23 protein-coding genes are annotated in these 20956 nt (G+C 38.7%); 4 read left to right on the top strand and 19 right to left on the bottom strand.

Features of this window, described 5'->3' with window-relative positions; genetic code table 11:
• Nucleotides 1–64: 64 nt before the first annotated feature.
• Together RCZ04_RS07185 and RCZ04_RS07180 are read right to left on the bottom strand one after the other, a co-directional pair.
• A complete protein-coding gene (locus RCZ04_RS07185; protein ID WP_460485339.1) occupies nucleotides 65–892 on the bottom strand; it encodes a purine-nucleoside phosphorylase in 828 nt (275 codons plus the stop codon).
• Nucleotides 893–1031: 139 nt separating this feature from the next.
• The gene (locus RCZ04_RS07180) at nucleotides 1032–1847 is read right to left on the bottom strand and encodes a M48 family metallopeptidase (protein WP_460485338.1); all 816 of its coding nucleotides are present in this window, start codon (nucleotides 1845–1847) and stop codon (nucleotides 1032–1034) included.
• Nucleotides 1848–2600: 753 nt separating this feature from the next.
• On the opposite strand from RCZ04_RS07180, the gene RCZ04_RS07175 reads away from it, so the two are divergent.
• The 3 genes from RCZ04_RS07175 to RCZ04_RS07165 all read left to right on the top strand — a co-directional run bounded on the left by RCZ04_RS07175 (nucleotide 2601) and on the right by RCZ04_RS07165 (nucleotide 5272).
• A complete protein-coding gene (locus tag RCZ04_RS07175) occupies nucleotides 2601–3860 on the top strand; it encodes a tetratricopeptide repeat protein (RefSeq protein WP_460485337.1) in 1260 nt (419 codons plus the stop codon).
• A 75-nt stretch (nucleotides 3861–3935) separates the two neighbouring features.
• Nucleotides 3936–4688: a tRNA pseudouridine synthase A gene (gene truA / locus RCZ04_RS07170; RefSeq protein WP_460485336.1), complete on the top strand. Its 753-nt coding sequence runs from the start codon at nucleotides 3936–3938 to the stop codon at nucleotides 4686–4688.
• Nucleotides 4689–4747: 59 nt separating this feature from the next.
• Entirely contained in the window at nucleotides 4748–5272 is a 525-nt protein-coding gene (locus RCZ04_RS07165) for a tetratricopeptide repeat protein (protein ID WP_460485335.1), read from the top strand.
• 56 nt (nucleotides 5273–5328) lie between these two features.
• Here RCZ04_RS07165 and rsmG read toward each other — a convergent pair whose 3' ends face one another.
• The gene (gene rsmG / locus RCZ04_RS07160) at nucleotides 5329–5946 is read right to left on the bottom strand and encodes a 16S rRNA (guanine(527)-N(7))-methyltransferase RsmG (RefSeq protein ID WP_460485334.1); all 618 of its coding nucleotides are present in this window, start codon (nucleotides 5944–5946) and stop codon (nucleotides 5329–5331) included.
• Between the two features lie 46 nt (nucleotides 5947–5992).
• Between rsmG and RCZ04_RS07155 the strand changes: the two genes are divergently transcribed.
• The gene (locus RCZ04_RS07155; RefSeq protein ID WP_460485333.1) at nucleotides 5993–6952 is read left to right on the top strand and encodes a DUF4421 family protein; all 960 of its coding nucleotides are present in this window, start codon (nucleotides 5993–5995) and stop codon (nucleotides 6950–6952) included.
• On the opposite strand, the gene RCZ04_RS07150 is transcribed toward RCZ04_RS07155, so the two are convergent.
• From RCZ04_RS07150 to RCZ04_RS07075, 16 genes are all read right to left on the bottom strand, one after another.
• Nucleotides 6900–8051, bottom strand: a complete 1152-nt coding sequence (locus tag RCZ04_RS07150; RefSeq protein WP_460485332.1) for a class I SAM-dependent methyltransferase — start codon at nucleotides 8049–8051, stop codon at nucleotides 6900–6902. The two genes, RCZ04_RS07155 and RCZ04_RS07150, sit on opposite strands and share 53 nt — an antisense overlap.
• A gap of 31 nt (nucleotides 8052–8082) precedes the next feature.
• Complete coding sequence (corA, locus tag RCZ04_RS07145; protein WP_460485331.1) at nucleotides 8083–9171, bottom strand: magnesium and cobalt transport protein CorA; 1089 nt, start codon at nucleotides 9169–9171, stop codon at nucleotides 8083–8085.
• Nucleotides 9172–9408: 237 nt separating this feature from the next.
• A complete protein-coding gene (locus tag RCZ04_RS07140) occupies nucleotides 9409–10038 on the bottom strand; it encodes a class I SAM-dependent methyltransferase (RefSeq protein ID WP_460485329.1) in 630 nt (209 codons plus the stop codon).
• Nucleotides 10038–10616 carry a hypothetical protein gene (locus RCZ04_RS07135; RefSeq protein ID WP_460485328.1) on the bottom strand — a complete coding sequence of 193 codons (579 nt, stop codon included), beginning with the start codon at nucleotides 10614–10616 and terminating at the stop codon, nucleotides 10038–10040. The genes RCZ04_RS07140 and RCZ04_RS07135 overlap by 1 nt, the downstream gene beginning before the upstream one ends.
• A gap of 13 nt (nucleotides 10617–10629) precedes the next feature.
• Entirely contained in the window at nucleotides 10630–11064 is a 435-nt protein-coding gene (locus RCZ04_RS07130) for a hypothetical protein (protein WP_460485326.1), read from the bottom strand.
• 9 nt (nucleotides 11065–11073) lie between these two features.
• Nucleotides 11074–11361: a YciI family protein gene (locus tag RCZ04_RS07125; protein WP_460485324.1), complete on the bottom strand. Its 288-nt coding sequence runs from the start codon at nucleotides 11359–11361 to the stop codon at nucleotides 11074–11076.
• A 34-nt stretch (nucleotides 11362–11395) separates the two neighbouring features.
• Nucleotides 11396–12073, bottom strand: a complete 678-nt coding sequence (locus RCZ04_RS07120) for an SDR family NAD(P)-dependent oxidoreductase (RefSeq protein ID WP_460485323.1) — start codon at nucleotides 12071–12073, stop codon at nucleotides 11396–11398.
• A 1-nt stretch (nucleotide 12074) separates the two neighbouring features.
• Entirely contained in the window at nucleotides 12075–13550 is a 1476-nt protein-coding gene (locus RCZ04_RS07115; RefSeq protein ID WP_460485322.1) for an SLC13 family permease, read from the bottom strand.
• A gap of 112 nt (nucleotides 13551–13662) precedes the next feature.
• The gene (locus RCZ04_RS07110) at nucleotides 13663–14115 is read right to left on the bottom strand and encodes a hypothetical protein (RefSeq protein ID WP_460485321.1); all 453 of its coding nucleotides are present in this window, start codon (nucleotides 14113–14115) and stop codon (nucleotides 13663–13665) included.
• A gap of 252 nt (nucleotides 14116–14367) precedes the next feature.
• The gene (locus RCZ04_RS07105) at nucleotides 14368–15822 is read right to left on the bottom strand and encodes a lipopolysaccharide biosynthesis protein (RefSeq protein WP_460485320.1); all 1455 of its coding nucleotides are present in this window, start codon (nucleotides 15820–15822) and stop codon (nucleotides 14368–14370) included.
• A 2-nt stretch (nucleotides 15823–15824) separates the two neighbouring features.
• On the bottom strand, nucleotides 15825–17174 hold the full coding sequence (locus RCZ04_RS07100) for a tetratricopeptide repeat protein (protein ID WP_460485319.1): 1350 nt from the start codon (nucleotides 17172–17174) through the stop codon (nucleotides 15825–15827).
• A 43-nt stretch (nucleotides 17175–17217) separates the two neighbouring features.
• A complete protein-coding gene (locus RCZ04_RS07095; RefSeq protein WP_460485318.1) occupies nucleotides 17218–17664 on the bottom strand; it encodes a GyrI-like domain-containing protein in 447 nt (148 codons plus the stop codon).
• Between the two features lie 117 nt (nucleotides 17665–17781).
• Complete coding sequence (locus RCZ04_RS07090) at nucleotides 17782–18207, bottom strand: hypothetical protein (protein WP_460485317.1); 426 nt, start codon at nucleotides 18205–18207, stop codon at nucleotides 17782–17784.
• A gap of 36 nt (nucleotides 18208–18243) precedes the next feature.
• A complete protein-coding gene (locus RCZ04_RS07085) occupies nucleotides 18244–18897 on the bottom strand; it encodes a PQLLE family protein (protein WP_460485316.1) in 654 nt (217 codons plus the stop codon).
• A 213-nt stretch (nucleotides 18898–19110) separates the two neighbouring features.
• Nucleotides 19111–20004, bottom strand: coding sequence for a DNA-methyltransferase (locus RCZ04_RS07080; protein ID WP_460485314.1), 894 nt, complete (start codon nucleotides 20002–20004; stop codon nucleotides 19111–19113).
• A 4-nt stretch (nucleotides 20005–20008) separates the two neighbouring features.
• Nucleotides 20009–20878, bottom strand: coding sequence for a hypothetical protein (locus RCZ04_RS07075; RefSeq protein WP_460485312.1), 870 nt, complete (start codon nucleotides 20876–20878; stop codon nucleotides 20009–20011).
• Between the last annotated feature and the right edge of the window lie 78 nt (nucleotides 20879–20956).

Below are 20956 nucleotides of genomic sequence, written 5' to 3'. Positions count from 1 at the left end.
TAATTTGGTAATTCAACTTTGCCAAAGTTTAAAACTTTGGCAAAGTTTATACCACGACTAAAAATTATTGATAGTTTTTAATCAAGTTCTTGACCAACAATATGACATTAGGCATTGCGATATTGGCGGCGTTCAGTACTTCTTCGTGAGATACATCGGGGGATATTTCAGGACCTCCTAAGTCGGTAATGACAGAGAGGGCACACACTTCCATTTTTTGATGACGTGCGACAATCACTTCGGGCACGGTGCTCATACCTACAGCATCACCTCCTAAAATGCGTACCATTCCATACTCAGCGGGTGTTTCAAACGATGGTCCTTGTAAACCTACATATACTCCTTTTTGGAGCTTAATTTTGTGCTTTTTTGCTATTTTCTCAAGCTCAGTTATCATTGCTTGGCTATAGGGTTTGCTCATATCGGGAAAACGAGCACCAAATAGGTCTAAGTTTTTACCGCGCAAAGGGTGTTCTGGGAATAAATTGATATGGTCGCGAATCACCATTACATCACCTATAGAAAAGTTTGGGTTTACTCCACCTGAAGCGTTGGAAACGATGAGACGTTTAATCCCCAATTGTGCAAATACGCGTATCGGGAAAGTTACTTCTTGCATTGAATAGCCTTCGTAGTAATGCACGCGTCCCGCCATCATCAGCACGTAGCGGTTTTCTATTTTACCATAAATTAGTTTGCCTTTGTGTCCTGCTACTGTAGATTTAGGGAAGTTAGGTATGTTATTGTATTTTATCTCCGAAATTACTTCCACTTCATCTTCTAACTTATTGAGTCCAGAACCTAAAATAATAGCAAACTCAGGAGTGTGCTCTGTGATGTACGACTGTATGATACGAGCCGTTTCATTAATTTTGTCGTAAACTTGTTGCATATCTTTATAATGTTTATTTGTTACCTAATTAATATATGGAGATATTAAAGACATCCCCCTATACCCCCCTCAAGGGGGGAATTGTAGCGACACTTATTACGCATATATAATCTTAGTAATAGTATCTTATTTTTTAAGCCTATTGAAAATTGGTAACTCCAAATTTAGCAGCCTCAGCACGTGCTTTGGGTACCAATAGGGTAAGGTTTTTAATACGAGAGGCATCAGAAGGGTGGGTGCTTAAAATAGTAGGGGTAGATTTACCGTCTTTCTTGGCACTCATACGCTTCCATAGTTCAGGCGCCTCGGCAGGGTCATAACCTGCAATTGCCATAATCTGGATACCTATGGCATCGGCTTCAGTTTCGTTGGAACGACTGAAGGGCAACATTACCCCTAAGTTAGAGCCGAGACCGTAAGCCAGCATAAACTGGTCGGTATAAGCAGCGTATTTACTGGTTTGCAGGGCTACTGAACCCGCAATAGCACCTATTTGTTGTAAGGTAGCCGCACTCATACGTTGCGCTCCGTGGTCGGCTAAAGCGTGTGCCACCTCGTGCCCCATTACCACTGCTAAGCCAGTTTCGGACTGCGTAATAGGCAAAATACCTGTATAAACCACAATTTTACCTCCTGGCATACACCAAGCATTCACCTCGGGACTATCTACCAAGTTATATTCCCAGCGATAGTCGTCTAAATAGCCTTTATAACCATTGGTATCGAGCCATAGTTTGGCTGCTTTTGCTATGCGTTCGCCTACGCGCTTTACCATTGCGGCATCACTGGTATTCTTCACTACCTTATTAGAGTTCAGGAAGGTGGAATACTGACTAAATGCCATTGGAAACACCTGACTATTAGGCATAAAATTAAGGGTACTCTTCCCTGTAAAGGGATTTGTCTTACAAGAAAAGACAATTAAAAGGAATGCGATTAAAGTTAATTTCTTCATAAGATTTTATTTGAGGGCAAAGGTACGAATAATAATCGGAAATACAAAAGTGTTAGCCTATAAATTTTATTGCTAATGCAAAACAATAGTATTATAGGTGAAAAGTATTCTTTTATATGGTGAGACTATACGCAAGAAATAGAACAAATTAGTTTCAAAAATAAAGGAAATTCGAGGTAGTAGTGTAGGAATACTATGCGGACTTTGGAAAAACTGAAGAAAAATTCTTAAAATATCTAAAATAGGGCATTTTTCTTCAAAATAAAATAATAAAACACTGGTTACTCTTTTAAAGAGAAGAAAATGATAATTGTTTATGTATCAATTAGATAACAAATATACCTATCTTATCTCTTAGACGAACAAGAGACGAACCTAAAGCGAAGGTAAGGCGAACCTAAGACGAAGGAAAGACGAAGGAAAGACGAAGGAATGAGGTTACTAACTTGAATTTCAATTAGTAGAAAGAGGTATTTAGCTTATTGAGAAAAAAATGTTAAAAACGCGATTTTAGCGAAAAAAATGCAATTTTTCTTAGGTGTGGCTTCTGAGAAAATTTTATCACAATTAGAAATAAAGTGGTGGAATATTCATAAAATATCAACGAACTAATTATCAGAAGAATGCAGTTGGCACAAGATTTGTTGCTAAATAAAAAGTCGGGAATATTTGGTACTTTAAAAATAAAGTGCTACATTTGCGACTTGAAATTAAAACATAAAACAAAAAACTGCGTTTAAATTGCAAAACAATATGAGAAAACCATTATTAATGGCTGCTGCCTTACTAATTTCGGCAGTGGCATTCGGACAAAAAAAAGAACTCAAAGAGATTGAAAAACAAATCCGTAAAGGGGATTTGGCGACAGCTAAAAGTGGATTAAGTTCCATTAAAGGCTCAGTGGAAGGTACTGAATTTGCACCTCAGTTTTATTTCTTGGAAGCGCAAGTGAATGTGGAGGCTGCTAAGAAAAACGAGAATGTATTGCCTTCATTACAAGCGGCTTCTTCAGCTTTTGCTAAGGTAAGACAATTGGAAGGTGGCAAAGGGAAATATTCAGGACAATTGCAAACGTTAGCTGATGAGGCTATCAATATTGCAGCTAAGCAAGCGCAAGACAATTACGAGCGCAAAAGCTACAAAAATGCTTCTGTTGCTTTTGAACAAGTATACCGTCTTAGTCCGCGTGATACTGTATTTTTGTACAATGCGGCTGTAGTATCAGTAGAAGGTAAAGATTACGACAACGCTGTAAAACTTTATAAAGAGTTGAAAGACTTAGGTTATGACGGTGCTGAAACGCTTTATTTGGCTACTAACAAGCAAACTAAGAAAGAGGAAACTTTCCCTGATAAGAACCAACGTGATTTGATGGTGAAAGCGGGTACTCACGAAAATGCTAAAATAGAAAAAACGCCTTCAAAACGCGCTGATATCGTGAAGAATATTGCGTTTATTTACGTAGAACAAAACAAGACAGATGAGGCGTTAAAAGCTTTTGCTGAAGCCAGAAAGGCTTATCCTAAAGATGCTAACATCATTCTTGCTGAGGCGAATGTATACTTGCAGTTAGACAATAAAGAAAAATTCAAACAACTAATGCAAGAAGCTGCACAGCTTGACCCTAATAACGCTGACCTTCACTATAATATTGGGGTTATCAATATGCAACAAGGCAACAATCTTGAAGCTCGCAAAGCTTTTGAACAAGCGCTTAAAATTAAACCTAAATACGCTGATGCTACTTTGAATCTTTCGACTACTTACATCAACGAAGGAAATTCATTGGTTGAACAAATGAACGCATTGGGTAATTCGGCTGCTGATAACAAGAAATTTAACGAGCTTAGAGACCAAAAAGAAGGTTTGTTTAAAAAAGCTGCTGAAGTGTTAGAAAACTACGTAAAAGTTAATGGCAACGATAAGAATATCTTAGAACAGCTAAAGAGTATTTATGGTGCCTTGAGCGACAGTGCTAACTTCCAACGTATTAAAAAGCTACTTGGTGAATAATAATTAATTATAAACTGAATGCTAAAAGGTAACAGAACTCAACTCTGTTACCTTTTACTTTTTATAAAGATAAAAATGCGCTATTTTATAGAACTTTCTTTCTTTGGTAAAAACTATTACGGTTGGCAATTACAACCGAAAGCTATTTCAGTGCAAGAAGTTTTACAGAAGGCTCTTTCTACTATTTTGCGGACTGCTATAACAGTGGTGGGAGCAGGACGAACTGATAGTGGGGTACACGCTTCGCAAATGTATGCTCATTTTGATGTGGAAGAAGAGTTGCCTGCTAACCTCATTCACAGGTTAAACGCTTTTCTTCCCGATGATATTGCTGTTCATCATATATACGAGGTAAAAGCTAATGCTCACGCCCGATTTGATGCCTTAAAACGCACGTATCAATACCATATTAGTACTGAAAAAGACCCTTTTGCGTATGAATTTGCAATGGCATTCAGACACCGGCTGAATGTAGCAATAATGAATGAAGCAGCTCAAATACTTTTTGATTATACTGATTTTCAGTGTTTTTCAAAAACACATACCGATGTAAAGACGTATAACTGTAAAATATACGAAGCACATTGGGAAAAAGTAGGTAACCAACTCATCTTTACCATCACAGCCGACCGTTTTTTGCGCAATATGGTGCGCGCGATTGTGGGAACACTTATAGATGTAGGCTTACAGAAGCTTTCACTCACCGATTTTGAGGATATTATCCTTAGTAAGAGTCGGAGCAAAGCAGGGGCTTCGGTGCCTGCTTGTGGGTTGTTTCTCACTCATATAGAATACCCTGAGAACGTATTTGTTGAAAAAAACAACTAAATATTAGTATTATTCCAGAAGAATTACTACCTTTGCAAACTTTTAAAACAAAAACAGAAATGAAATATCTACAAAACAAATATTTAAAAATAGTAATAGCTGTGCTTATTATTGTTTGGGCAGTGTATCAGTTCACGCAGGGGAATATAGGCAATGGGATAGCGCTTATCTTTCTATCACTTATCCCTATTTTACTTTATTTTCGGAACGAATTTATATTGCTTACTTTCCTGCGTTTGCGCAAACAAGACTTTGCGGGAATGGAAAAATGGCTTGGTAAAATAGCTGACCCAGAGACTGCTTTATTGCGCAAACAACAAGGGTATTACAACTATATGTACGGCATTATCTATTCGCAAAAGAACCTCACACAAGCGGAAAAATACTTTCGCAAAGCCTTGCAATTAGGGCTTACGATGAGTTATGATGTAGCGATGGCAAAATTGAGCTTAGCCGGCATTATGATGCAGAAACGCAAAAAACGAGAAGCACAAGAACTTCTTACCGAAGCTAAAAAACTCGATAAGCAAAACTTGATGAGCGACCAAATAAAGATGATGCAACAACAACTCAAGAAAATTTAGAACACAAAAAAGGCTGTCGTTTCGGACAGCCTTTTTTATATTTTAGGTCTACTATTTTAAGCCTTTAAATACACTATCTTCTTGGTCTCGAAGAACGGTTCTTCGTAATAGCTACTGATATCGGTGAGTTCTGCTTTAGGGAAAGGCGCTAACTCTTCAGTAAGGTCGCCCCCTTTTAGGTAGAGAATACCATTAGGCAGGTCGTTTACAGAGGTTTTCTTGAACTTTCCTTTTACCCAAGGCACAAAATCCTTCATTTGAGTAACCGCACGGCTTACCACAAAGTCGAATTGGGCTTTTAATTCCTCAGCTCTGAGCTGTATAGCCGTTACATTGGTAAGATTTAAGGCTTTTACGACCTCTTGCACTACCTTTATCTTCTTCCCGATAGAATCGACTAAAGTAAACTGGCAGTTAGGAAACAATATAGCCAAAGGCACTCCAGGGAAGCCTCCACCTGTGCCTACATCTAATATTTGACTATCATCAGAAAACTGAATGCGCTTGGCAATAGCTAAACTGTGCAATACGTGTCGCTCGTAAAAATCGTCGATATCTTTGCGTGAGATGACGTTTATTTGAGCATTCCAATGCTCATAAAGCGGTTTGAGCTTTGCAAATTGTTCTTGTTGTTGCTCACTGAGTGAGGGAAAGTATTTGAGTATGATTTCCATAGTTGCTAAAAATGTATTACTTTTGCACCCGTTTTTATATATTACAATGAATTTACGAGCCTTATTATTTGTTTTTATAGTAAGTAGTTGCCTTTTGAGCTTTGCTCAAGAGCGCGACACTACCTACATTCAGCCTTATCCACAAGAAATATGGCTCAGAGCGTATACGCCTACCAAAATGCTTGTACTTACGCAGGGCGGGGAAACTTATTCGCCTAATTACCCTTTCAGTTTAGGGGTGGGAATAGGTTTGCGCAAGATATTAGGGCTTAATATACTCTATGCACAGGACTTATTCCGACTGAAAAACTCTACCAATCTAAGCACTCGTAGTATTGATATCCAAGCCCATAAATACGGCAAACGTGTATTAATCGACGCTTATGATTATACAGGTTTTTACATCGATAGAGGGAAAGGTAATTACGACCTCTTTCCTACCCTTTCTACCCAACAAATAGGGGTTGAAAGCACTTATGTGTGGCGCGCTGATAAGTTTTCGGCACGGGCGGCTTTTGAGCAGAGCGAACGTCAAGTGAAATCGGCGGGGAGTTTGCTCTTTGGCAGTGGTTTCTATTGGCATCGCATTGAGCCTGATGCTAAAACTGAAAATGTGAGCACTGAGGCTTTTGAAAACTTCCAAATAGGGGTTCACGTGGGCTATGGTTATTCGTGGGTAGCCAGTGAACACTGGTTGCTGACAGGCACTTTTATCGGCGGACTCAATTTTGGTAACCAAATGGACGTGCTCCAAAATTTCAATATCAAGGTCTACCCTACTTCTATGACGCGTTTCTCGTTTGTTTATCTCAAAAATGATTGGGCAATAGCCTTATCGGGTATCTTTAATAACAAATCGGTATATCCTACTGATAGTAAACCTATTCGCCTCATTACTCCCAGCTTGCAACTGTCGTTTACGAAACACTTTTACCTCAAGAAAAAGCACTTCCTCACCCGATTACCGTCCCTAAAAGCACGACCCAACCCTCAACAGAACGGGTAAAAATGAGATATTCACTACCGCCCTCCACAAGGCGGTATTTCTTTTTAATTTCTTCAACCGTTAGTGGATAATTTTTTGAAAGAATACAGTACTTACTGCCTTTTTTGAGTTCTTTAGGATTAATGGTACTCACCTGCAACACACGCCCTGCAAAAGGCATTTGTAGTTCTTCAGAGGTATACAGCTGTGTGTTTACGTCTAATTTCTCTATCCCAAATTCTTGCGCTATATAGTTAAATGCCCCCGATTTCAGCAAGGCATTGTTAGGAATGTACAAATATTGTTCAGGAGCGCTATACGCTACTTGAGTGGTATGCAAAGCCTCTTCAGCAAACTGCAAAGAGGGCTCTTCAGTTTCCAAATTCACACAGTGTATTCGTACTTGCTCTTCTCCTTTAGCCTCTTGTACTACCAAAACTTCCTTTACCTCATTGCGTACCGCTATCAAGTGAATGTGCGTAATCTTAGGTAGCGTGTGCAACAGATAACTGAGGTCTATCATAGGCGAGAGCTTGGTAAGCACTTTATCAGCTTTTTGCAACAATAGTGCTTGCAAGTCTAAGATGTTAGGCGAGAGGTCTTCTAACAGAAACTTCTTTTGTTTGTGAGCGTCACGCCGTGCGGGGTCTAAGTAAATAAGGTTGTAATGTGCTGTAGTAGTTTGCAAAAAATCTTCTGCATCGCTATTTACAAAAGAGGCTCTGCGACCTAATATCTGCCAATTGTGCTGTACTTTGCTGAGGAGCTCCTCGTTTTGTTCTACTAAGGTAACCTCTTTAAACTTTTCTGACAGGAAATAAGCATCAATGCCAAAGCCACAAGTGAGGTCTAAAAAGCGTTCGCCTTGCAAGCCTTGTGCTTTGTAGCGAGCCGTTGCCTCAGAAGAGGTTTGCTCTAAATTAAGCGTTTGCGGAAATAATATGCCTTCTTCAGCCAATAAAAAAGGCAACTTTTTAGTAGCGGTACGCCTACCTTCAATCTGCTCAACTAAATCTTTGTTTGTCAGACCCTTAAACACAGCTTTCTTGAGGAGCAATGTTGTAGTTGCCCCTTGATAATCCTTGATAAACTGTTGTACTTTCTCGTCTAACAAATTCATAGCGCGCAAAGATAGTGTATTTTTGTGAATGTCAAAGCCATTTTTTGCGTTTGAAGTAGAAAATCATCATTACTGATATGCCTATCATCACCAACCAAACTAACGGATATGCCCACCACCATTCCAATTCAGGCATATATTTGAAGTTCATACCATACACCCCTACAATAAAAGTAAGCGGAATGAAAATAGTGGAAATGAGTGTGAGCAAACGCATAATGTTGTTCATCTTGTTGCTCATTGCCCCCATATAGGTATCGGTGAGCCCCCAAAGAATATCGCGATAAGTGCTGAGGGTCTCCACAATTTGTACGGTATGGTCGTGGAGGTCGCGAAAATAGTGTTTGGTATCAGCTTCAATAAGGTGATGAGGGGTTTTCTCAATCTTGTTTACCACCTCTCGCGAGGGCACAATTGACTTTTGCAAGAAAATAGCACTCTTTTTGAGCAACTGTATTTCAGAAATCATATCTTCACGAGGGTGCGTAATGAGTTCGTCCTCAATTGCTTCAATCTTCTCACTCACCTTGTCCAAAATTACAAAATAATTATCCACAATAGCATCTAAGAGTCCGAATAGCAGATAGTCGGCAGTGCGTTTTCTCAGGGCTGTATCGGCATTTTGCAAGCGTTTGCGTACGGGTTCAAACACATCTTCGCCTTCACTCTCTTGAAAAGTAATGAGGTAGTTCTTGCCTAATAACAACGCTAAGTGTTCCGAGATGAGTTGCTCATCTTTGCCATAATACAGCATTTTGATGATCACAAGAATATGATCGTCGAGGATTTCCACTTTTGGGCGGTGTTCTGTATCCAACACGTCTTCCAAGAGCAAGTTATTCAACTGGGTATAGTTACCCAATTTTTTTACTTCCTCAATATTGTTCAACCCATTTACGTTAATCCACGTGATACGATTATCGGTAATAAGACTCAAAGCTTCGTCAGCTGATGTTACTTTTTTTATGGAACAAGAAGACTCGTTATAGCTCATCACCTCTATATTGATGGGCTTCTCTTTGTTACCGAAGTATACCAAACTACCCGCAGGCAAACCTACTTTTTTGGAGCGATTAGCCTTGCGTTTTTTCTTGACAGTAGGGGCTATATTTTTACTCATATATAGTTATTGTATTAATATATTGGTTATAAGTGTTTTTATTGTAATATTTTAAAGTTAAAATATAACTATAGAAACCAATACGAAACCGATAATAATTGTAATGAAAGCTTGTTACATTTGTTAAAACAAGCACTTAATACACTGATTATAAATATAGTTATACAAGTGTACGCGCAGTAAATAGATGCTTTGTAAAATAAGTGTTAAATAAATAGTTTATATTTTTAATGTAAATTACTTATATTCAGTATTTACTATCTTATAAAATACCCAACCTTGTTTACATTCTTCTTGTATTAGTGATAGTCCTACCGAGTTTAAAAAATGACTAAAATCTTCTGTCTTTTTTAGCTTAGGAAGGTAGTAACTAATCTTCGTATATTCACAAGCAATGAGAAAAGTACCTTTATCAGAAAGTATGCGTTTCACTTCTAAAAAAGCCTCTTTAAGCTCTTGCCAATGGAAGTGTGTTTGAAAAGCAGTAATCAAATCAAAAGTATTATCACCAAATGAGGTATTCCGAATGTCCTCTAACTGAAAAATAGCCCTTGTATGAAGTTTTTTCGCTTCCTTAATAGCTATTTCAGAGATTTCGATTCCCCAAACTTCACTATGAGGAAAATATTCAGTGAGCAATACTGTTGATTTACCATTTCCTACCCCTATGTCTAATATTTTTCGTGGAACTTTTGATGGTTTATAGAATTCCAATGCCCATTGTACCATTGGCATATAAACGCTATTGAAAAGCTTCATCATTATAACGCCTACAAAACCCGAAGGCTTTTTAGACTGCTGAACTAAGTAATAGAGTAAGAAAACTAAGAATAAAAGGATAAAGATTATTAAAAATACTATTTTCATTAGTTGTAAGGATATACTTTAGGGTTCTTGAAAGCTTCTATCAGTGAGGTTGCGTTCTCTGCTATTGCTTTATCTTCAGAAGTAGTGAAGCGTTCCAATAGAGAGATATTCGCTTCTAATAGTTCCATAATCGCTACGTGGTAATAATGGCGGTCTAACGATTTAACGAGCTTTAAAAACTCATCGTCCATTGTGCCATTATAAGTGTTGCTAAATAGTTTCTCTTTGTATGCTTCATATTTAGCGACTTTTCCTTTAGTAGTTTTAAACTCCTTAGCTTGTGGCGACTGTGAGCTGTAATTAGCTGCCTCAAAAAGCGTGTGCATATCGCGTAACAATATAGCTTTATCCGCTTTGTTCTCTTCCAATAAGGCAAGGTAAAACCTCATTCCCCAAGGCGAAAGTTTTATCAACCACGCTTGCGACTCAAAACTATCGATAAGGTTTTGATACTCTCTTTTAGTAGCCGAGCCGTCCAATATTTTCAGCAGACTTTGCTTTACTATATTGGCATTGGTTTCATAAGGTGTACCAAATCTCTGCCAAGGAAAATTCTCAATAAACTGTTGTAAATTCATTTGAGGTAATTTGTTAAAATCTTGTATCTTTTGAATAAAGCAAATGATCTATAGGTACCCAGTGCTTCCCTTCTCTGCGATACCATATTGTCAAATATTTGTCGTCTGAAGAAATATCCCACGTTACTTCTTTGATGAGAATATCACGCTCTTTAGCTTCTTTTTCACTGAAACAGTTGTATAGCCCCACTCTAAATTCGCTGATGATTCCATCTTGCAAGTCATTCATAATAAAAGTAACTTCACTTTTAGGGGGATACTTGTCTTTATAACGATTGAGAAAATCTTCGTAATTCAACTTTAGGCAGTCTACATAAGGTACAGGGGCTTTATCAGGCAATGACGTAATAGGAGGTTCTCCACCTGTGAGACGTTGCTTCTCCTCTACCCTATTTTCACAACTACAGAGCAGTAAAAGCAAAAGAATACTTGCAAAAAAATGTTTCATATAAATGTATTAGGAAATTACTTTACCAAAAGCTTCAGCATATTTGGTAGGAGTAAACTCAATAACCTGATAGCTCGCTATTTGGTGCTGATGAAAGGGGTCTTTAGCAATGATAGCCTCTACCTCTCCCCTACTGCTTGCTTTACACAAAATTATGCCCCCTACACGAGGTACTTGTGCTCCTGAAGCGATAAAATTGCCTGAAGCGTAATGCTCATCTAAATAAGCGCGATGCGCTTCTAAATGTTTTTCAACCTCTGAAAGGTCTTTTTGATACGTTAAAATAATGATATACATATTAGTCGTTAGTTTTTAGTCATTAGTCGTTAGTTTATGGTGTACTATTCGCTACTTGTAGCACTTTCCCGTTAAACACCTTTCCCCCATTCACAGCAAAATTGGCGATATAACGCGCCATTTGTTCGGGGGTGATATTGGCTTGATAGTCTGGAAAAGCCTCTGTGAGCATTTCGGTCTGTACCGCTCCTAAAGCCAAAGTGTTAAAAGCAATACCCCGCTCTTTGTACTCCTCTGCTAAGAGCTCCGAGAGGGTAATCAAGGCTCCTTTGGAAGAGCTATAAGCTGCCAATCCACCAAACTTTAAGCTCCCTTGTACCCCTCCCATACTGCTGATACTCACCACGTGGGCACCCTTCTGCATAAAAGGTAACACTTGTTGGGTAAGGCGTGCTACCCCAAACACATTCACTTTATAAACCTCCTCAAAATCGGTGCTCGTAAGCTCTTCAAAAGGCTTGTTGATGAGTTTTCCTGCATTGTGAATAAGAATATCTACGCGCCTCCATTGTTGCAAGTAATGGGTTACAGCCTCTAAATCTTCCTCTTGGGTAATATCAAAAGGAAAGCAATGAACGTTAGGCAACCCAAGTGCCTCTATAGAAGCAGTATGCCGCGAAAGGGCTAAAATGTTATGCCCTTCCGCAGCCAACTGTTGTACCAGCGCAAAGCCTATGCCCCTACTGGTACCTGTGATGATGATATTTTTCATATTATCCTAAAAAGTGAGTTTCTCCAATAAGGAATAAGACAAGATAGCCTATCGCCATACTTATAAGTCCCACAATAAGTCCCATTTTTAGCATATCGCTTTGTTTTACCAAGCCTGTAGAGTAGGCAATCGCATTTGGCGGTGTAGAAATTGGTAAGCACATCGCTGAGGATGCTGCCAATGCTATCCCTATAAGCACGGTGGAAGTACCACCTATCACACTCAAGTTATCGCCCATTCCTTTGCAAATGGTTACCAAAATAGGAATTAACAAAGCGGCAGCCGCTGTATTTGATATAAAGTTGCTGAGCAAATAACAAATAGCACCTGAAGCAATAAGTATTAAGATAGGTGACCACGAACCAAATGGAATACTTTCAATGGCAAGGTCGGCTAAGCCTGAATCGTTCATACCTAAGCCTAATGCAAAACCACCCGCTACCATCCAAATCACACTCCAGTTGATGGATTGTAGGTCTTTGGCAGTAATAACCCCCGTAGCCGCAAAAACGCCCATAGGCACTAAAGCCACCGTATTGGCATCAACGCCTGTTACATCACTGGGTATCAACCACAAAAGAATAGTAAGGATAAAGGTACCACTCACTACCCACATACGCCAACCTTTGTGTATGTTGCCCAAAATGTGCAAGTTAATTGTCTTTTGAGTGAAAGGGAAGAATTTCAAGATAATTCGCCACGAAATGAAGAGCAACAAGAGCACTAAGGGGAACATAAACGCCATCCATTCACCGAAATCAACGCCCATATTGAGTCCCTTAGGATCGTTAAGAGCTTGTAGCGCAATAGCGTTAGGAGGCGTACCGATAGGGGTAGCCATACCTCCTAAGTTAGCCGCAATTGGGATACTCATTGTGAGTGCTGTACGTCCTTTACCATTGGCAGGCAAAGCCGCAAAAACAGGTGTGAGAAAAGTGAGCATCATCGCTGCCGTGGCTGTATTGCTCACAAACATCGAGAATACCCCTGTAATGAGCAAAAAGCCCAACAGCACATTCTCGCTTTTGCGCCCGAAGGGTCGTATCAAATTCTTGGCGAGCAATACGTCTAAGCCCGATTTGGTAGCGGCAATAGCTAAGAAGAAACCGCCCAAGAAGAGCATAATCACAGGGTTGGCAAAAGTAGCCATAATCTCCTTACTGCTGAGGAGCTTGCCAAACACCTCATTTTCTTCTCCTTTGAAGAAAAACAGACTGTGATTTGAGACCGTCAAACACATCAAAGTGATGATTGAAAGTGAAGTAGCCCACGATGGAATAGCCTCGCTAATCCACATCAAGGTGGCAAATACAAAGATAGCGATAATTCGCTGGTGTATTACTGTAAGTCCGTTGATATGAAATACCTCAATAGGTAAATTCCACACCACAGCCGTAATAATCAAGATGCACACAAGTGCAATAAGGTGCTTCTTTTCGAAGCGATTCGTCATTACATTTTCTAATTCTTTAGACATAATATTTTGGTAAGTTTAAAAAGTTATTAGCGTGTTATATTTTAAGTGACAAAAGTACAGAAAAAATAATAACCTACCAAAGAAAAACAAAAGTTTTTTATTTCTTCTAAAGTCATTTTATTACACTTACTTTTTCAGGTTTATCAATAGGAATTCTTAGTCGTAAGCCAAGCTCAGAACCTGCAATTATACAGTTCGAATCCTCAAAATAGACTTCTTTAAAATACTCGCTATTGTCCAAAAACAGAAACCACAAAGGCGCTTGACTCTCTTTGTCAATAACATAAATAAAGCCATCGCCTTCCCAACTAGTTTCTCCTCCATAAACTGTATATTGAGCATTTTCAGTTATAACTTGCGGATAAAGATTAGCTACACAATCTTCTTCGTTATAATCAAAATAACTATCCAAAGTTGTTTTACACAATATTCTTAGGTGATACTTCTGCTCAATCCATTGCCCTCCCAAAACAAGCATATCGCCATTAGGGTAACTAATAGATTTCACAATAGGATAAATGTACTCCTCTAAAATATGTTTAACACGTGGGTGCATATCATTCATTAGCTTACAGGTATTAAATGAAAGTACAAAGTTAAGAAGAAAATAAGTAATTGACAAAGAAGCAACAACAATTTTTACACCACACACCTATTGTTGTCCCAAGATTATCAAACGATGAACGAACAAATACCGAAGGAATAGCGAACCTCCATCAGCTCTACATCGGCTCTACATCGGCTCTACACCGAACTCATAGCGAAGGAACAGCGAACAAATACCCAAAGTATAATATGGCAAACGCTAACATATTCGCTAATTTCTAAATTGTCTAATAAGCCTCGCTAAATCTTCAGAGAGATTAAATTTAAGCAGAAACAATACACTTACGCCTCCCACCAACACTGATTTTAAGAAGATATTTACCAGCGGGTGAAACGAAAAATCCCAAAAGAAGAACCCTACAATGGCTACTGCACCAAAGAGGGTGGTCTGAATGGTTGCTTTATTAAAAGGCTGCAAGCCGTATTTGCGATATACAAAGGCTGCCTTAAGTAAGTTATACGAAGTAAAAGCCAAAAGAGTGGCTAATCCTGCCCCATTGATACCGTAAAGGGGAATAAGCCACATATTCATCAAAACGGTGCCAATAACCAAAAAAACGCCCAAAAAAAGCACGGTGCGATAGTAGGGCGAATTGAGCAACACGGCATTGTTGAACCCCATAAAAGCATCACTTAACTTCACTACCGACACGATGATGAGCACCGCAAGCCCCGCGCTGTAATCCTTATCGGGCAACAAAGCGTAACACTGCTGGGCATTCACAATAATAAGCACGCAAATCACCATACTCACAAAATAAGTGTTTACCGTACTGCGTTTGTACAAGTCGGCGAGCTCTTGGGGCTTGTTTTGGTTCATAAACTGCGCCGTCAGCGGACTCACTATCTGATACATACTCCTATACGGAATGGCAATCACCGTGGCGGTGAAGATAGCCACGTTGTACACGGCAATTTCACTTATAGGCAGGTATTGGTTCAGCATAAACTTATCGATATCCATCAATACCGATGCTACCGACCCCGATAATATCACAAACAGACTGTACAAGAAGACTTCTCGCCTATTTTTAGGCAATCCCCAAGCAAATTGCGGACGACGGATATAAAAAGCAGACATAAACATCAGTAACATACGCAAGGCATACACCCAAAACACGCCCCACATCAGTTGGTGAAAGTCAATCAGCTGAAAGTAGATAGCCAGTAGCAGCATCATCACCCCTACCCTGTGGAATACTTCTTTCAAAAAGTTGCCAAAGACGGTTTTCAGTTGTACGCGCGTCCACGCATAAGCCATTTCAAAGTAGGCCATCGTTACAGAAGTGAGGAAAATGAGCAAAACGTAATCGCGCACTTCTTCATTCTTAGCCGAAAGCCATTGTGCAATAGCTTCATAGCTAATAGCGCCAATAATTGTGGCGGGTACAATCACCCAAAGAGGCAAAAAGCACAACATCAAGTTGAATTGCGCTTGCTCTTTCTTGTCTTGATAAGCGGTATAGTAACGAATGAGGGTATTGTGCACCCCAAAAGCGATAAGCGGAGAGAGAATGGTAGCGGTGGAAGTAACATAGCTCACCAATCCGTACTCGTTTTTGGAGAGGAAGTAAGTAAACAGGAAAAGGGTGTTCAGTGCCCCTATGGCAAAGCCCAAATAGGTAGCGAGCACATTCTTAAACGATTGACGGAGCACTATCCCCATAATTATCCTATTTTAAAGTTGAATTTATTTTCAAAAAACGATTGCCATTCGGGAGCGTGTTGTACTCCTAATTGGTAATAATGAGTTGCCCCTTCGGCATCGCCTACGCCCTGATATGCCAAAGCGATACGATAGTAATTTTCTAACTCGTGCGGATAGATATGAGCCACATCGGCGATGATGGGGAGCGCATCTTTGTACTTTTTGGTAAGCAACATCAGGTCTATCCACTCTATGAGGGTAGTATACGAGTAATCGCCGTTCTGTACTGCCTTTCTGTAGCCGTATTCCGCTTCTTCGAGGTTGTGAAACTCGAAGTAATTCAGCTCGGCATAGCGTCGCCAGTAGTAAGGTTCGTTAGGTTCAAAAGTAAGCACCTTCAAAAGGTATTTTAAAGCTTTGCTGTGGTTGCGTCGCAAGTAATAGAAGTCGGCTAAGGTAATCCAAGCCTTGTCCAACTGAGGATCTTCGTGGGTAGCCCTAAAGTAATACTCTTCTGCCTTGGCATCGTTGCGCATTTTCTCGTAACAACGCCCAATATGCAAGAACGCCAACGCCGAAGGGTCGTCTAAAGTAAGGGTAATCTTGTAGTTTTCAATCGCTTTATCGTAGTCTTCCATCATTTCGAGCACACGAGCTTTCTCAAAGTAGGCACCTGTGAAAGTATCATCGCTGATGATGGCAAAATCAAAACAACGGAGCGCATTTTTGTGGTCTCCAGTAGATAAATACAGCTTGCCGAGGTAATACCAAGCCACCTCACAATAAGGATTTTGGTCTAAGTAATCGTTTATAAAGGCTGTAGCCTCTTTTACCTCGCCCAATACCTCATAACAGAACACCAATTGTTGCAAAGCGGTGTAATCTTGAGGGTCTTCTTGTAGACATTTGATAAAATAGCTTTTAGCATTGGTATAATCCTCAATATAAAGGTATTCCATTGCCATTAGAGCATAGATATTTGCCACATCATCGGTGAGTGTGGAGGCGTATTGCAAGAGTTCAATAGCTTGCTGATGTTTGTTCATCTTAGAATACAAATTTGCCTGCTGCGTATGCACTTCGGCGTTCATAGGTTCTATGACCAACAGCTCATTGAGGAGTTCCGAAGCCTCTTCCAAGCGGTCTTCAAACACCAATTGTTCTGCGTTTAGCAATTTCAATGAGGAAGCATCGGGATGTTGCGACAACCCGATTTCTAAGGCGCGTTTTGCCTTGCTAATACGCCCGTATTCTAAGTAATATTCTATGATTTCCTCAAATTCGTCCACGTCAAAAAAGAGAATATTATTCTCTTTGAGCATCGCTTCGAATTTGTTTACGGCATAATTTTCTTCTTCTGGTAACATCATATTAGGTAAGAGGTATTTTTACAATCTTCTATTTTTAAGTTCGCTATTTATTCTCTTTTACACCTATAAAAATATCTACTTCGGAGGTATCACCTTGCTGAGACTTCTCGGTGTAGCACTCATAGTCGTATATATAAGTGCGATTGAGCGTGGCGTCGTTGTCCCAGATATGTTGCCACATCGCCCCTACTGCTTGAGGCATTGTGCCTTTGGCTACAAACTTTTCAAAAGTTTGTTCAGGGAATTCCCTGCCTTCTAAGCCGTCGGGAATCGTGCTGAGCGTGGTAACTTCTACTCCTATTATACAAGTATAAGGCTCGGTATAGTCCTTTTGGTAATCGGTGTAGATGCTGTAAATGGCATCGCTTACCTTATTGGGTATTTTTGCCAAAATTTGCTCGCTAAAAAAGCGTTGCCAAAGGTTTCCTATGTCTTGCATCGCTTGTCCGTTCTGATTGGTAGTGCGTACACTAATTCCTATGATTTTCATTTTCTTTTTATTTAAATAGTTTTTAATAAATTCTTTTTAACTTCTTACAAACTTGCCGATACTCTCTAAAAGTTAGTTTTTTTACCTACGAAATGCAATCCGAAGAGCAAATTTGTGTTACTTAATGATGTGTTTTCTCTTTAACAACAAAAGATATAGGTAGTATAAAAGAAAAATCCCTAATATGACTACATCATATATAGAGGTTTGCTCCCCTAATAATTGCCAACGCTGACGAAAGCAAAAGGTATAAACATCTAAAAGCAACATTGCTACAAGTGCGCACATCATTATAGAAGTGGCGACCTTTTTGCGAAACAACAACACCGTAATAACACTTATAGGAGGCAAGAATACGGTAATACCGAATAAAATAGCTAATGCCAAAGGATAATTTTTGAAATAAATCAGTCCTCCTGCTCCAAAATGGCTACCTATATAGACTTCGTCGTAGGTCATTGTATGACAAAAATCATTGATACCTACGCAAGTAATCAGTAAAAATAATACGCTAAAGATCCAAATAGTAATATTCTTTGTCATTTTCTTTTTATTTAAATAGTTTTTAATAAATTCTTTTTAACTTCTTACAAACTTGCCGATACTCTCTAAAAGTTGGGGTTTGTCTTCCAAAGCGATTTTAGCGATGGCGTAAAACTCGCGTACCCACTTCTCGAAGGCGGCAAAAGCGGCGTCTTTGTCCTTCGTTGCCTGCTGACTCTCACCTCTTTCGAGGGTATAAGTGGCTTCGGCTTGCTTCACAGCGGTGAGGGCGGTGAGCTGGGCATCCACGTGCTCAGCAGTGATTTTAAGTTTGTTGAGCGGGGTGAGCAAATCGGGTTTGGCTTTGAGCTCTTTGTAGAACGCCTCGATGTCTTCAATGAGTTTGCTCGTGCGCAAAGGCGTCATACCCTTGATGTGGAGGGCGGTAAGGATTTTAGGCTCCTCTTTGTAGATGATTTTAGCCTTCTTACGGTCGGTAGTGTAAGTGTTTTTAAAGGCTTCGAGCTTTTTGGAGAACTCGTTATAGGCGAGAGCTTCCTCGGAGGTCTCGCGCTTGTTAGTTTCGTACATCTGGGCGGCGGTATCGTATAGGGCTTTGCCTTGTGCGATTTCCTTATCGCCATAGCCGTACTCAGCTAATTCCTTTTTTAGGACATCATTCTTAGAAATATTCTCAAAAATGAAGGAATAATTCTTGAATTTCTCGAATGAAATGTGGAATCTAATCATAATTCTAGTATTTTTAATTATTTTTGATGTGTTATTACTTAATTTTGTATTGCCAATGCTTTATTTTGCACTGCCTGTGCTTAATATTGGGTTGCCTGTGCTTAATATTGTTTTGCCTACACTTTATTTTGTACTGCCTGAATACAATATTAGGTTGCCTGTGATTGATTTTGCAATGCCTATACTTAATATAGGTTCTACAAATTATATTAGTTATACAAACAGTTTAGGTTGCTTATATGGGGCAATGCGATTATTAGCAAGTGTTATATATTCCTGCGAAATATCAAAGCCTATGTATTTTCTATCAGCTTTTAAAGCTGATATTGCCGTTGTACCACTTCCCATAAAAGGATCTAATATAATATCTCCCACAAATGAGTAAAGTTGAATAAGTCGGAAAGGTAATTCTTCAGGGAAAGGTGCAGGGTGTCCTATTTTCTTAGCACTTACTGCATTCATTGTCCAAATAGATTTTGTCCATTCCATAAATTGTTCTTTAGAAATGGTGTTTTCCTTTTTACCTTTTTCACGTTTGTATTCTCCTTTTGAAAATACTAAAATATACTCGTGGACATCTCTTAAAGTGGGGTTTGCTGCGCTCTGCCAACTTCCCCAAGCAGTTGATGGGCTAGCACTTGCTGCCTTATTCCAAATAATTTCACCGCGCATATTAAAGCCTATTTCTATCATCATTTTTGAAATATAATCAGATAGAGGAATATAAGGCTTTCTTCCTAAATTAGCCACATTAATACAAGCTCTACCTCCATTAACTAATACGCGATAGGTTTCGGTGAATACATTTTTAAGCAAAGTTAGATATTCACTCAATGAGAGATCATCATCATATTCTTTTGATACATTATAAGGAGGAGAAGTTATCATTAAATGTACTGAATTATTGGGAATACTACTCATATTCTCCGAGCTACCCAAAATAATACTATTTTCTAAATGAGCAGGGAAAATATTTTCATTTTTATCAAGTACTTCTTTTTCTTCTAACTCTTTATATAATTTAGAATTATAAAACTTAGAGCTGTCGTGATTTATTCTTCCACTTGTTCCGAAAGCACTTGTTTGAGTTCCGTTTTGCCTTTTCATATTTTTATTTTTGGATAAGTGATAAGAATTTTTCAGCCTTAAGTATATCGGATTTTTCTTTACTAGCTATAGTGATTATTTCTCCTAGTTTAGCTTTTGGTAACATTGAAGAGAAATAATTCATATCATTATCTGTAAGACCTTTACAGAAGCTAGCAAGTTCTTCATAAGAGAAAAATGTTTGGAATCCTTTTTCAGGTGAATTTTTCAAAAAATCACCTTTTATATTTGGATTTAATGAAACAAATCCTTGAACTACTCCAGATTGTTTTAGAAAATCTACTTTTTTAATGTAACTTTGTGTAATTGGTGAGTTTCCTATTATTAAAATAGGTATTTTTGTAGAAGCTATACCCGAAACTCTGATATTTATAGATTTTCCAATAGCTTTTAACATACTATCAGAACGTAGTAAAGAAGGATTTCCCTGATGTGTGTGATAATCTCCTATACAAATTATATCATCAATATTTTTATATTGATAATTAGATACTACACTCATTTTAATTTCACAAATGAGTTTTATATTTTCTGCTTTTTGCTGTACTTCATTTGTTGTACAGAAAGCTAAATCTGCGCTAGTTTGTCTTGATAGCCCTAATTCCTCGCAAACTACACTATTTACAGCATATAAGTTTAAACTTTCTGCTATGGGAGCAAAAAAATCTCTTGCCCATTTCTCAGTAAAATTCCCTATTAAAGAATTTCTACTTTGTAAGGCTTTCCCTTCTGCACTTTCTCCTTTAGGAGCATAGGCATACTTACCTGATTTTAAACTATAAAAGAGCTGTTCAGGAGAAGCGAAACTTTTTAATGCTTCTTTAAAAAATTGTACTTCTACTTCGCTGTTCCAAAAATCCATTTGTGTCTTCATTTTTAATTTTATTATTTTAATTTGTTCTCTAAAAGTTACCTTTATGACTTGAATCTACCATTAATTACTGAAAAACAC

It is taken from the genome of Capnocytophaga sp. HP1101, assembly GCF_054772415.1.
This window is presented reverse-complemented; position numbering and strand designations above follow the sequence as displayed.

Excerpts from the sequence above, each read along its gene's own strand:
- RCZ04_RS07185 (WP_460485339.1), bottom strand. The coding sequence starts at position 892 with ATGCAACAAGTTTACGACAAAATTAATGAAACGGCTCGTATCATACAG.
- RCZ04_RS07180 (WP_460485338.1), bottom strand. The coding sequence starts at position 1,847 with ATGAAGAAATTAACTTTAATCGCATTCCTTTTAATTGTCTTTTCTTGT.
- RCZ04_RS07175 (WP_460485337.1), top strand. The coding sequence starts at position 2,601 with ATGAGAAAACCATTATTAATGGCTGCTGCCTTACTAATTTCGGCAGTG.
- truA (WP_460485336.1), top strand. The coding sequence starts at position 3,936 with ATGCGCTATTTTATAGAACTTTCTTTCTTTGGTAAAAACTATTACGGT.
- RCZ04_RS07165 (WP_460485335.1), top strand. The coding sequence starts at position 4,748 with ATGAAATATCTACAAAACAAATATTTAAAAATAGTAATAGCTGTGCTT.
- rsmG (WP_460485334.1), bottom strand. The coding sequence starts at position 5,946 with ATGGAAATCATACTCAAATACTTTCCCTCACTCAGTGAGCAACAACAA.
- RCZ04_RS07155 (WP_460485333.1), top strand. The coding sequence starts at position 5,993 with ATGAATTTACGAGCCTTATTATTTGTTTTTATAGTAAGTAGTTGCCTT.
- RCZ04_RS07150 (WP_460485332.1), bottom strand. The coding sequence starts at position 8,051 with ATGAATTTGTTAGACGAGAAAGTACAACAGTTTATCAAGGATTATCAA.
- corA (WP_460485331.1), bottom strand. The coding sequence starts at position 9,171 with ATGAGTAAAAATATAGCCCCTACTGTCAAGAAAAAACGCAAGGCTAAT.
- RCZ04_RS07140 (WP_460485329.1), bottom strand. The coding sequence starts at position 10,038 with ATGAAAATAGTATTTTTAATAATCTTTATCCTTTTATTCTTAGTTTTC.
- RCZ04_RS07135 (WP_460485328.1), bottom strand. The coding sequence starts at position 10,616 with ATGAATTTACAACAGTTTATTGAGAATTTTCCTTGGCAGAGATTTGGT.
- RCZ04_RS07130 (WP_460485326.1), bottom strand. The coding sequence starts at position 11,064 with ATGAAACATTTTTTTGCAAGTATTCTTTTGCTTTTACTGCTCTGTAGT.
- RCZ04_RS07125 (WP_460485324.1), bottom strand. The coding sequence starts at position 11,361 with ATGTATATCATTATTTTAACGTATCAAAAAGACCTTTCAGAGGTTGAA.
- RCZ04_RS07120 (WP_460485323.1), bottom strand. The coding sequence starts at position 12,073 with ATGAAAAATATCATCATCACAGGTACCAGTAGGGGCATAGGCTTTGCG.
- RCZ04_RS07115 (WP_460485322.1), bottom strand. The coding sequence starts at position 13,550 with ATGTCTAAAGAATTAGAAAATGTAATGACGAATCGCTTCGAAAAGAAG.
- RCZ04_RS07110 (WP_460485321.1), bottom strand. The coding sequence starts at position 14,115 with ATGAATGATATGCACCCACGTGTTAAACATATTTTAGAGGAGTACATT.
- RCZ04_RS07105 (WP_460485320.1), bottom strand. The coding sequence starts at position 15,822 with ATGGGGATAGTGCTCCGTCAATCGTTTAAGAATGTGCTCGCTACCTAT.
- RCZ04_RS07100 (WP_460485319.1), bottom strand. The coding sequence starts at position 17,174 with ATGATGTTACCAGAAGAAGAAAATTATGCCGTAAACAAATTCGAAGCG.
- RCZ04_RS07095 (WP_460485318.1), bottom strand. The coding sequence starts at position 17,664 with ATGAAAATCATAGGAATTAGTGTACGCACTACCAATCAGAACGGACAA.
- RCZ04_RS07090 (WP_460485317.1), bottom strand. The coding sequence starts at position 18,207 with ATGACAAAGAATATTACTATTTGGATCTTTAGCGTATTATTTTTACTG.
- RCZ04_RS07085 (WP_460485316.1), bottom strand. The coding sequence starts at position 18,897 with ATGATTAGATTCCACATTTCATTCGAGAAATTCAAGAATTATTCCTTC.
- RCZ04_RS07080 (WP_460485314.1), bottom strand. The coding sequence starts at position 20,004 with ATGAAAAGGCAAAACGGAACTCAAACAAGTGCTTTCGGAACAAGTGGA.
- RCZ04_RS07075 (WP_460485312.1), bottom strand. The coding sequence starts at position 20,878 with ATGAAGACACAAATGGATTTTTGGAACAGCGAAGTAGAAGTACAATTT.